Genomic DNA, 11,127 nt, shown 5'->3' on the forward strand with positions numbered 1-11,127 from the left:
TATAAATTCTGGGACCAAGCTGCAAGAGGAAAAACGCAGAAATCTGAAAATTCTTTGCGACGGAAACGCGATTGTCGTCCGTTCAAAGGGTATTGGAACTTAAAACTACAAAGGCGTGGCTATGATTGTGGCGAAGGTGGAAAACTTAAAAATGGTCGCATTGGCCGCAATGATATTGCTGGCCACCGCGATATGCGATCTGGATAGCGACAGAATCAGTGATGTTGATCCGGTCATGATGCCAGCCGTTGAAATCGAGACGCGTGTTCTGATCGGATAGTCTGATGCCCCAGAACTAAAGCGCAAGAACGAGGTTTGCGAGCGCGGCAATCAAAATGGCGGCGAATGTCAGCATCATGCCGATCTGTCGCAGAATCATGATCTGAGGCGAGCGTCCAAAGCCATAGGCGTGCGCCACGCGTCCCGCCAAAAGCGCTAGCCCCAACAGGTTCAAAAGCAACGCGCCAGCGCCCTGCAACTCTGCCATAGCCAGCAACAACAGCCCAAACGGAGCATATTCCGCGCAGTTTGCGTGGGTGCGCATTGCTTTGATCATCGCCTCGTTCGCACCATCCCCGACCGAGATTTTGCCACTTCGGCGGGTCTTGATGACGTTGACGCTGAGCCAGACATAGAGAAACGCGATCAGCGCGGCATAGATCGGTGTAACTGCAAGCATGCGGAACCCTCTGGACCATCATTGAAAAAGGCCGCGCTTAGTTGCGCGGCCTTACAGATTGTATATCGGTTTCCGGTTTATTCCAGTTCGACGAGCAGGTCTTTAGCGTCGATCTGGCCGCCGGGCTGGACGTGGACGGCCTTGACCACCGCGTCGCGTTCAGCGTGGATGCCGGTTTCCATTTTCATCGCTTCGATGGTCAGCAGCAGATCACCTTCGTGCACCTCCTGACCAGTGGTCACGGCAACGGTGGCAACAACCCCGGGCATCGGCGCACCGATGTGATTGGAGTTGCCGATCTCGGCCTTCGGTCGTTGCGCGGTCGACGCCTTGACCAGACGGTTGGGCACACGGATCACACGAGGTTGGCCGTTGAGTTCAAAGAAGACGCGAACTTCGCCGTTTTCGTCGGTCTCACCGATGGCCTGACAGCGGATTTCCAGCGTCTTGCCCGGATCGATTTCGGCGGTGATCTCTTCTCCCGGCTCCATGCCGTAGAAAAAGGTGCGCGTCGGCAGGGTGCGAACAGGGCCGTAGGTCCGGTGGCGGCCCATGTAATCCAGGAACACCTTGGGATACATCAGGTATCCGTTCAGGTCCTCGTCATCGACCTCTTTGCCCTCAAGCTGCTTGGACAGATCGGCGCGGGTAGCTTCCAGATCAACCGCTTCGACATGTTTGCCGGGGCGTTCGGTGTTGGGGGCTTCGTCCTTGAGCACCTTTTGGATGATCGTGTCGGGGAACCCGCCTGGAGGCTGGCCCAGATTGCCGCGCATCATGTCGATAACGGAATCGGGGAAAGCCACATCTGTGCACGGGTTTTCCACATCATCGCGGGTCAGGTTCTGGCTGACCATCATCAGCGCCATGTCACCCACCACTTTCGACGACGGCGTTACCTTGACGATGTCACCGAACATCTGGTTCACGTCGGCATACATCTGGGCGACCTCGTGCCAGCGTTCCTCCAGCCCCAGACTGCGCGCCTGCGCCTTGAGGTTGGTGAACTGACCGCCGGGCATTTCGTGCAGATAGACCTCAGAGGCCGGGGCCTGCAGGCTGGATTCGAAGGCCGCATACTGGCCGCGGACGGCCTCAAAGTAGTCGCTGATCTCGCGAATGGCCTTGATGTCCAGCCCGGTATCACGCTCGGTGTGGCGTAGCGCTTCGACCACAGTGCCCAGCGTCGCCTGTGAGGTATTGCCCGAGAAGCTGTCCATCGCGCAGTCCACCGCGTCCACGCCCGCCTCGGAGGCGGCCAGAATGGTGGCGCTGGCGATACCGGCGGTGTCGTGGGTGTGGAAGTGGATCGGCAACCCGACCTCCTCCTTCAGAGCGCGGATTAGGATCTTGGCCGAGGCGGGTTTCAACAAACCGGCCATGTCCTTGAGACCCAGCACATGCGCGCCTGCATCGCGCAGTTCTTTCGCCATGCCAACATAGTATTTCAGGTCATACTTGGCGCGATCCGGGTCGAGGATATCGCCAGTGTAACAGACGGTGCCTTCGCAGATTTTGCCATTCTCGACGACGGCATCCATCGCGACCCGCATATTTTCCACCCAGTTCAGCGAGTCGAACACGCGGAACACGTCGATATTCTGCGACGCCTGGCGCACGAACTCCTGCACAACGTTGTCGGGATAGTTGGTGTAGCCAACCCCGTTCGCGCCGCGCAGCAGCATCTGGGTCATCAGGTTCGGCATCGCTTCGCGCAGATCGCGCAGGCGCTGCCACGGGCATTCCTGCAGGAACCGATAGGCCACATCAAAGGTCGCACCGCCCCAGCATTCGACGCTGAACAGTTGCGGCAGGTTGGCTGCGTAGCTGGGCGCCACCTTGATCATGTCGATTGACCGCATCCGCGTGGCCAGCAGTGACTGGTGCCCGTCGCGCATGGTGGTGTCGGTGATCAGCAACTGACGCTGCGCTTTCATCCAGTCAGCAACCGCCTGCGGGCCTTTCTGCTCCAGCAGGTTGCGGGTGCCCATCTGGGGTTCAGCCTTCAGCGCAGGCGGCTTGGCCTCTTTCAGGTCCGCGCGCGGCTCGGGGCGATCTTTGGTCTCAGGGTGACCGTTGACCGTGATATCCGCGATATAGGTCAGAACCTTGGTGCCCCGGTCACGGCGCTTTTTGAACTGGAACAGGTCCGCCGTCTCATCAATGAACTTGGTGGTGTATTCATTCGACAGGAAGGTCGGGTGCTTCAGCAGGTTTTCGACAAAGGCGATATTGGTCGAGACGCCGCGAACGCGGAATTCGCGCAGCGCGCGATCCATGCGCGCGATCGCCTTTTCGGGCGTCGGCGCCCAGGCGGTCACTTTGGTGAGCAGCGAGTCATAATATCGCGTGATTACCCCCCCTGCATAAGCGGTGCCGCCGTCCAGACGGATGCCCATGCCCGTCGCCGATCGATAGGCGGTGATGCGGCCATAGTCGGGGATGAAGTTGTTCAGCGGATCTTCGGTGGTCACGCGGGTCTGCAGCGCGTGGCCGTTCAGACGAATCTCATCCTGGCTGGCTTTTCCGGTGGCCTCGGCCAGCGTCTTGCCCTCGGCGATCAGGATCTGAGCCTGAACGATGTCGATGCCCGTCACTTCTTCGGTGACGGTGTGTTCCACCTGAACGCGCGGGTTGACCTCGATGAAGTAGAACTTGCCGGTGTTCATATCCATCAGGAATTCGACGGTCCCCGCGCATTCATAATTCACATGGGCACAGATGCGGCGGCCCAATTCGCAAATCTCGGCCCGTTGCTCGTCGGTCAGATAGGGGGCAGGGGCGCGTTCCACGACCTTCTGATTGCGACGCTGAACCGAGCAGTCGCGCTCGTACAGGTGATAAATCTCGCCATGCTTGTCGCCCAGGATCTGCACCTCGACATGACGGGCGCGGGTGATCATCTTCTCCAGATAGCCCTCGCCATTGCCAAAGGCGGCCTCGGCCTCGCGGCGGCCTTCCAGCACTTTTTCTTCCAGCTCATCTTCGGACAGGATCGGGCGCATGCCACGCCCGCCACCGCCCCAGCTGGCCTTGAGCATCAGCGGATAGCCGATCTCGGCCGCCTCGGCCTTGATGGCGACCATGTCGTCGCCCAGCACTTCCGTCGCCGGGATCACCGGCACATCCGCCGCGATCGCCACTTTCCGCGCGCTGGCCTTGTCGCCAAGGGCACGCATGGTTTCCGCCTTGGGGCCGATGAAGGTAATGCCATTTTGAACGCAAGCATCGACGAAATCGGGGTTCTCGGACAGCAATCCGTAACCGGGGTGGATCGCGTCGGCACCACATTCCTTGGCCACGCGGATGATCTCGTCGATCGACAGGTAGGCGGCAACCGGCCCCATTCCCTCGCCAATGCGATACGCCTCATCCGCCTTGAAGCGATGCAAGCCCAGCTTGTCTTCTTCGGCAAATACAGCAACGGTCTGTTTGCCCATCTCGTTGGCTGCGCGCATCACGCGTATGGCAATCTCGCCGCGATTGGCGATCAGGATCTTGTTGAAGTCGGTCATTGCGGGTCCCGGTCTTGGTGGTTTGGCCTTCTCATAGGCGGACAATACGCGCTGCTATATCAGTCTTTTTGACAGAACCGGCATGTTAACGCTCGCAAACGCCGCTTATATGCGCAGTATTAATACACACGCTGCACCGCAGCATCAATCACCCATGTGAATTGAACTCACGAACCGGCTTCGGGACCCGAATTGGGCTGCACGACAGGTCGTGAGAATCACTCTGGCGGCTGACGAGTCCGCGTTGCTTTGGGCGTTCGGGCCATCTAGGCTGCTGACGATCGCTTGGCGGGCTTTACCGTCGCAGAGTCGACTGCACCAGAATCCCTGATTGCAGGCAAAGACTGCGCTGCGACCTGCACCTGATTTCGCCCACCGTCCTTTGCGGCATATAATGCGTCATCGGCTGCACGCATCAGATCCTGCGGCATTGAACCATGTGCGGGGTAATGCGCCACCCCAACCGAAATCGTGATCCGTGGCAGGGACTTTTCGCCATACCGGACCGACACAGCCTCGACCGCCTGCCGTAGCTGTTCGGCGCGCGTAACGGCTTCTTCCGGAGTGTTGTCGGGCAGGATCAGCATGAACTCCTCGCCACCAATCCGGCATGCGACCTCATCCCGGTCGCAGCCCTGTTCCAGCGCGGCACCCACCGCACGCAGAACCATGTCGCCGGCGTCATGGCCATGTGTATCGTTGAACTTCTTGAAATGATCCACGTCCACCGCAACCAGGCTAAGCGCGGCTCCGGTCTGCTGGCTCCGGCCGATGGACTTTCGCAGCGATTCGGTCATGTGGCGGCGGTTGAACAAACCGGTGAGAGGGTCGCGCACCGATTGGTCATGCAACTGATCCCGCATCCGCACATTTGCGATCGCCATGCTGATCTGCTCGGCGCAGAGCTGCGCAAGCTTCTTGCTGGCATGGAATTCTTCGCAGGCGCCGTCATGGGCGCGCAGATGCAACAAACCGACGGTTTCCCCATGCGCAAGGATGGGAAAGCAGAAATAAGCCCGCCCGTCATGCGGCTCTGCATGTTCGCAGACAAAATCGATCTCGGACGCGCCGAATTCATAGGTTCGACCGCGACGCAGGCCCCAGCACCCTTCGGGATGAATATGCGACTTGTGCGTGCCGCCGTTCCAACTGGCGCAGCCGTCCAGAACATCGCGCGAATTGGAATAGACATATACGCTGCCCTCGGCCTCGGGCAGGATGTGGGTCATGAAACGCGAGACCATATCGAACAGCTCGTCCAGCGAGCGGCTGGATTGCAGCCACTCATTCAATTCGCCCAGCAACCGAACCTCGCGCGCAAGGCGCAGTTGTTCATTCATCAAGTCCCGTTCTTTTGCGGATTGCCTGTGCAGTGCGAGCACCTGAAACCGGTTGGTCCGATAGGTCGCAAAGGACACTGCCCCTAGGGCGAGCAGGGCAATTCCACTCAGAACGGTCAGTGAGACCCTGAGCCGCGATATGAAAGTGGCACGCAAGTCGGAGATATCGGTGAAGAATTCGATCGCACCAATAAAGCGCCCGTTGCGGGTGACCGGCATGAAAACCTCGGCCACGTGGTGTTGCAGTGTGTTGTCGATATTGTCGGTATGCAGATCCAGCCCGTCGATTTCCGAAAGCGGAACGACCTCCTGAATGTAATGGATCATTCCTCGGGCGACGTCGCTGCGAAAAAAGTCGCGGCTTTCGACACTGCCAATCTCATCGGGACGGGTTGACCATGTCACCTTGCCCGACGCGTCGAACAGCTTGAAGCGATAGACATCCGAGGCTTCGGGCATCGAGGACAGAAACTCGGCATCGTGCGTATCGATCAAGCCCGTCTTCAAGGCGCGCTCGGGGTTTTCCAGGTGCAGAACGACCCGTCGTTTCCAGAGTTCGGCCTGTTTCAGGATATCGGTCTGCAGCATCCTGTCGACCAGCGGGGCCGGCAACTTATAGATGCCCCAGCCGCATCCAATGGCCAGAGTTATCAGCATCACGCTGATGCCGATCCATTTCAGACGATGTTTCACGGTCCCCTGAGGTTTCTGTTTCATACCCTACGCTCCCACAGCAATGAGACGATCATGGCGGCCTGGTTTTTACAGGTGGTTAATGGCACCGTGGCAGTTCTGCTCGGTTTGTTTAGAATTGGCGGGAACCCAGCGCGAAATTCTGCGCGAACAAGCCGTGAACAAACCCTTTCCCTTCGCGCCCATCCGGCGTAGTTTGGAACCATGAGCAGTTTTGACGAAATGGACGCCTTCGAGGGCGCATCGCTGTCGGCGCGGGCGATGCCTGCCCGTTCATCATCTCATCTCGAGTGGTTGAACGAAGAGCAGCTTAAGGCGGTTAAGGCGTTGGACGGCCCTGTACTCGTTCTCGCTGGTGCAGGAACTGGCAAAACTAGAGCGCTTATCTCGAGAATTGCAGAACTTCTGCACACCAGGCGTGCGCGATCCAACGAAATACTGGCGGTAACCTTCACAAACAAAGCTGCAAAAGAAATGAAGGACCGGGTGCAACAGTACCCAGTTGACGTGAAAAGCGGACTGCAATGGATGGGTACATTCCATGCTATCTGCGTCAAGTTGTTACGCCGCCACGCAGAATTGGTCGATCTGAAATCGAACTTCACCATCCTGGACTCTGACGATCAACTTCGGCTGCTCAAGCAATTGCTGAAAGTAAACAACGTTGATGAGAAACGATGGCCTCCTCGGATGTTGGCCGGGATCATCGACGACTGGAAGAACCGCGCCCTGACGCCCGACAAGGTGCCTGCAGCAGATGCGGGGGCCTATAACCATAAGGGCATCGAACTTTACGCCCAGTACCAGACCCGCTTGCGCGAGTTGAATGCGGTGGATTTCGGCGACCTGCTGCTGCACATGGTCACTATCTTCCAGACTCACCCGGATGTATTGGAGCAATACCAGCGCTGGTTCCGCTATATCCTCGTGGACGAATATCAGGATACCAACGTCGCCCAATATCTCTGGCTGCGCCTGCTTGCCGGAAGGCACAAGAACATCTGCTGCGTCGGCGATGACGACCAGTCGATCTATGGCTGGCGTGGGGCCGAGGTGGGCAATATCCTGCGGTTCGAAAGGGATTTCCCCGGCGCTTTCGTGGTTCGGCTGGAACAGAACTACCGCTCGACCCCGCATATTCTGGCGGCCGCGTCGAATGTCATTCGCGGCAATGAGGGCCGTCTGGGCAAAGAGCTTTGGACCGACCGTGAAGAAGGCGAAAAGGTTCGTCTGATCGGCCATTGGGATGGCGAAGAAGAGGCGCGCTGGATCGGCGAGGAAATCGACGCCATGCAGGGCGGAACACGGGGCGTGCGGCCGATGAACCTGGATGAGATGGCCATCCTTGTGCGCGCCTCGCACCAGATGCGCGCGTTTGAGGATCGGTTTCTGACCATCGGCTTGCCCTACAAGGTGATCGGCGGCCCCCGGTTCTATGAGCGGATGGAGATTCGCGATGCCATGGCCTATTTCCGGCTGGTGGTCAGCCCCGAGGATGATCTGGCCTTCGAGCGGATTGTGAACACGCCCAAACGCGGCCTTGGCGACAAGGCGCAGCAGACGATTCAGGTGGTGGCGCGGGAAAACGGCGTGTCCTTGGTCGAGGGCGCGCGGATCGCGGTCGACAATGCTCTGATCAAAGGCAAAGGGGCCAAGGCGCTGCGCGAATTGATCGACGGGCTGGCGCGGTGGAATGCGATGACACGCGGACCTCGGATCGAAGTGGATGATGACACGGTGATCGACGATGGTGTTTCACCGATCCGCTATGGCGAACCCGAACATACGCATATCGAGCTGGCGCAGATCGTGTTGGACGAATCCGGTTACACCGCCCATTGGCAGAACGAAAAGACGCCCGAAGCGCCGGGGCGGTTGGAAAACCTTAAGGAACTGGTCAACCAGTTGGACAATTTCGAGAACCTGCAGGGGTTTCTGGAACATGTCAGTCTGGTGATGGACAACGAGCAGGAAACCGATGGGGCCAAGGTCTCGATCATGACTCTGCACGCGGCGAAAGGGCTGGAGTTTCCCGCCGTGTTCCTGCCGGGATGGGAAGACGGATTGTTCCCCTCACAGCGATCGATGGACGAGCAGGGGCTCAAGGGTCTCGAAGAGGAACGACGGCTGGCCTATGTGGGAATCACCCGCGCCGAGGAGGTCTGTACCATTTCCTTCGCAGCCAACCGGCGGGTGTTCGGGCAGTGGCAGAATGCGATGCCGTCTCGGTTCATTGACGAGTTGCCCGAGGATCATGTCGAGGTTCTGACGCCTCCGGGTCTTTACGGCGGTGGGCAGGTTTCGGCCACTATCGAAACCCGCGCGGCCGAGGCGAATGTCTATAACTCTCCGGGCTGGAGGCGGTTGCAGGCGCGGCAGGGGCAGTATGGGATGTCTCAGCCGAAAGAAAGCCGGAATACAGTGATTGATGCGACCGCCGTGGCCAGTTTCACGCTGGGCGAGCGGGTGTTTCACCAGAAATTCGGTTATGGCGCGGTGATCGGAATCGAGGGCGACAAGGTCGAGGTCGATTTTGACAAGGCTGGTGTGAAAAAGGTGGTTTCGCGCTTTCTGACAGCCAAGGACGACGTGCCGTTCTGACGCCTACAACCCTTCGACAAGCACAAGATTCGCCGTCGCGGTTTTTTGCCTGATCCGGGCCAGTTCGGCATAGTCGGGGTCGTCCTTCCATGCTCTGGCGGCGGCCATGTCCGGAAATTCCATCAGCACGATCCCGTCTTCAGCCCAACTGCCTTCGACAATCTCGACGGGTTTCGAGGAAACGGTCAGCAGGCGCCCGCCATGCCGGTCGAAAATTGGCATGAAGCCTTCAAGATATTCTTGGTAACCATCCGGGTCATGAATGGAAATCTGGGCGATGAAATAGGCGGCCATGGGATGCTCCTGATGAACTCGTTCACGACCCAAGCTTACAACGTATGCGGAAAAACGAAAAACGGCGGTTCCCAGGGAGGAGGAAGGGGAACCGCCGTTCTTTTCAACACCAGGGTAGGGAGGAGGAGAACCCCGATGTATCCGAACCCGGGTTTGAACCCGGTATGAAGAAGTCGCGGCGACGTCAGGGAGGAGAAGGACGTCGCCGCGCGCTTTCTACATCAAGGCAGGGAGGAGGAGAGCCCTGATGTATCCGCTTCCGGCGTTCTGGGCCGGTATAAACTGCGGCAACGTCAGGGAGGAGGAGAGACGTTGCCGCTGAAATACAGGTCCGAAAGGGAGGAGTACGGACCTGATCTCGGTGTTCTGACGCGCTTAGCGCGCTGTCTGTTCTTCTGCCGCCTGCAAGGCCAACCGGCGGATCATCGAGCGATTCAAGCCCAGATCTGCCAACTCGCGGTTGGACAGCGCGGACAGTTCGTTGAACGTTTGGCGGTACATGCGATAGCGCACAAACCGGGTCGTGACTGATTCAAACAACGCGGCAATTCCGACTGCCGGGGCACTCTTTGAAGCTGCGTTTGTGGTTGCGACTGCCATATTCGTATTCCGTATTTGATCTTTTGCCGGAACGTTCCGGCGTTTGCTTGAGACTGAAAATAGGCAAATGCTGCAGTTGCACAATAGCCCACGTCGTCAATGCTGCTATGCGGCGAACGCATGGATTGCCTTGAACTCTTCGGATCAAGCCCTGATTGCCATGAAAACAAGGAGCTTCCGGTACGATTTCGATGCCTCTAATCCTTTATTCGATTGCGCGCGAGACAATGACGTCAGGGCAATTCGGTGGCGCTGGCCTTGAATTGAGGGAAGCCGGACCCAGCGCTGCGTGAACAGTCTCATTGATGCTGAGCGGGAGGCAGAATCTCTTCATGGGAATTCATGGGCCAGGCCAGAATCCAAACTGAGCGCGTCAGATTCCGGGCGCTTTAACTCAGGATCACGTCGTCAAAACCTGAAAAGCTCTGTAATTTCCCAGGGCGCATGAAGTTTTTTCGGGAATTCATGGGCATATTTTAAGTCATACATCTAGTGGTTGTTCTGTTAGCGTCGCCAAATTGTGGTGCAAATTCCATCGATTCTCAGTATTTTCTAGGTTTTTGAGCCCAGTCACCAGAAGGTGGTGTTCAAATTTCCTATTGATTTCCATGAATTCCCATGTCATCCCTTATGCATCCGATGAGGACGAGGCGTAGGGGCACCAAACGACCCCGAACCAAAAATATAAGAACAGGTTTCATACAGGCATCTCGCTTTCATCACTCAACAGATCCGGCGCGCGGGCGAGCAGACATCCCCCCAGGTGGCGCGCGCAGCTGGACATCCCGCAAAGCGGGTCAATGCGGCGGGTTGGTCAGTGGCAGCAGATCAACCCGCCGTTTTTCATCCGGGGGGGATACGAATTTTGAGGTGGGGCGCAAGCGAAAGGGACAGTCGTCTTGGCGCGCAGGTTTAGAGGTGAAAGCCACCATAAGGTGGACACGAAGGGCAGGGTATCGATCCCGGCCTCGTTTCGCCGTGTGCTTGAAGCCTCCGATCCCAACTGGCAACCCGGCGACAACCCCGAACTGGTGATTGTCTACGGTGATCATCGCCGCAAATACCTTGAATGCTATACCATGGAAGCGATCGACGAAGTGGACGCCAAGATAGATGCGTTGCCACGTGGCTCGATGCAACGCCGGATGTTGCAACGGATGTTCCACGGTCAGTCCTTCCCCACCAATGTGGACGAAACCGGGCGGCTTGTGCTGCCTGCAAAGCTGCGCAACAAGATCGACCTCGAGAATGAGGCGTTCTTTATCGCCGCCGGTGACACCTTCCAGATCTGGAAACCCGAAACGTACGAGGCCGAGGAACTGGCCACGACCGAGGAATGGCTGGACGATCTGCCCGAGGATTTCGATCCGATGCAGTATCTCGATGGCATCGGGGATGGGTGACG

General features: G+C 58.0%; 8 protein-coding genes. 3 read left to right on the top strand and 5 right to left on the bottom strand.

Translation table 11 applies throughout. The features are described from left to right. Positions 1-151 precede the first annotated feature (151 nt). Positions 152-280 (top strand): hypothetical protein, encoded by a 129-nt coding sequence (locus ACR0JA_RS09045; RefSeq protein ID WP_480573000.1) that lies wholly within the window; start codon positions 152-154, stop codon positions 278-280. 15 nt (positions 281-295) lie between these two features. Here the strand turns inward: ACR0JA_RS09045 and ACR0JA_RS09050 are convergent, their stop codons facing one another. From ACR0JA_RS09050 to ACR0JA_RS09060, 3 genes are all read right to left on the bottom strand, one after another. Next, the gene (locus ACR0JA_RS09050; protein WP_480573003.1) at positions 296-679 is read right to left on the bottom strand and encodes an MAPEG family protein; all 384 of its coding nucleotides are present in this window, start codon (positions 677-679) and stop codon (positions 296-298) included. Between the two features lie 77 nt (positions 680-756). Further along, positions 757-4,194, bottom strand: a complete 3,438-nt coding sequence (locus ACR0JA_RS09055; protein WP_480573006.1) for a pyruvate carboxylase — start codon at positions 4,192-4,194, stop codon at positions 757-759. Between the two features lie 266 nt (positions 4,195-4,460). Then, entirely contained in the window at positions 4,461-6,251 is a 1,791-nt protein-coding gene (locus tag ACR0JA_RS09060) for a sensor domain-containing diguanylate cyclase (RefSeq protein WP_480573009.1), read from the bottom strand. Positions 6,252-6,431: 180 nt separating this feature from the next. On the opposite strand from ACR0JA_RS09060, the gene ACR0JA_RS09065 reads away from it, so the two are divergent. Beyond that, on the top strand, positions 6,432-8,828 hold the full coding sequence (locus ACR0JA_RS09065) for an ATP-dependent helicase (RefSeq protein WP_480573013.1): 2,397 nt from the start codon (positions 6,432-6,434) through the stop codon (positions 8,826-8,828). A gap of 3 nt (positions 8,829-8,831) precedes the next feature. Here ACR0JA_RS09065 and ACR0JA_RS09070 read toward each other — a convergent pair whose 3' ends face one another. After that, positions 8,832-9,122 carry a DUF1330 domain-containing protein gene (locus ACR0JA_RS09070; RefSeq protein WP_480573016.1) on the bottom strand — a complete coding sequence of 97 codons (291 nt, stop codon included), beginning with the start codon at positions 9,120-9,122 and terminating at the stop codon, positions 8,832-8,834. A 375-nt stretch (positions 9,123-9,497) separates the two neighbouring features. Continuing rightward, positions 9,498-9,722: a DUF1127 domain-containing protein gene (locus tag ACR0JA_RS09075; protein WP_480573019.1), complete on the bottom strand. Its 225-nt coding sequence runs from the start codon at positions 9,720-9,722 to the stop codon at positions 9,498-9,500. Between the two features lie 899 nt (positions 9,723-10,621). Between ACR0JA_RS09075 and mraZ the strand changes: the two genes are divergently transcribed. Further along, positions 10,622-11,125, top strand: a complete 504-nt coding sequence (gene mraZ, locus ACR0JA_RS09080; RefSeq protein WP_170476981.1) for a division/cell wall cluster transcriptional repressor MraZ — start codon at positions 10,622-10,624, stop codon at positions 11,123-11,125. Positions 11,126-11,127: the final 2 nt, after the last annotated feature.

It is taken from the genome of Ruegeria sp. AM4 (genome assembly GCF_056540665.1).

Bases quoted from the DNA above. Each gene is read 5' to 3' on its own strand.
- ACR0JA_RS09045 (WP_480573000.1), top strand. From the start codon at position 152: ATGGTCGCATTGGCCGCAATGATATTGCTGGCCACCGCGATATGCGAT.
- ACR0JA_RS09050 (WP_480573003.1), bottom strand. From the start codon at position 679: ATGCTTGCAGTTACACCGATCTATGCCGCGCTGATCGCGTTTCTCTAT.
- ACR0JA_RS09055 (WP_480573006.1), bottom strand. From the start codon at position 4,194: ATGACCGACTTCAACAAGATCCTGATCGCCAATCGCGGCGAGATTGCC.
- ACR0JA_RS09060 (WP_480573009.1), bottom strand. From the start codon at position 6,251: ATGAAACAGAAACCTCAGGGGACCGTGAAACATCGTCTGAAATGGATC.
- ACR0JA_RS09065 (WP_480573013.1), top strand. From the start codon at position 6,432: ATGAGCAGTTTTGACGAAATGGACGCCTTCGAGGGCGCATCGCTGTCG.
- ACR0JA_RS09070 (WP_480573016.1), bottom strand. From the start codon at position 9,122: ATGGCCGCCTATTTCATCGCCCAGATTTCCATTCATGACCCGGATGGT.
- ACR0JA_RS09075 (WP_480573019.1), bottom strand. From the start codon at position 9,722: ATGGCAGTCGCAACCACAAACGCAGCTTCAAAGAGTGCCCCGGCAGTC.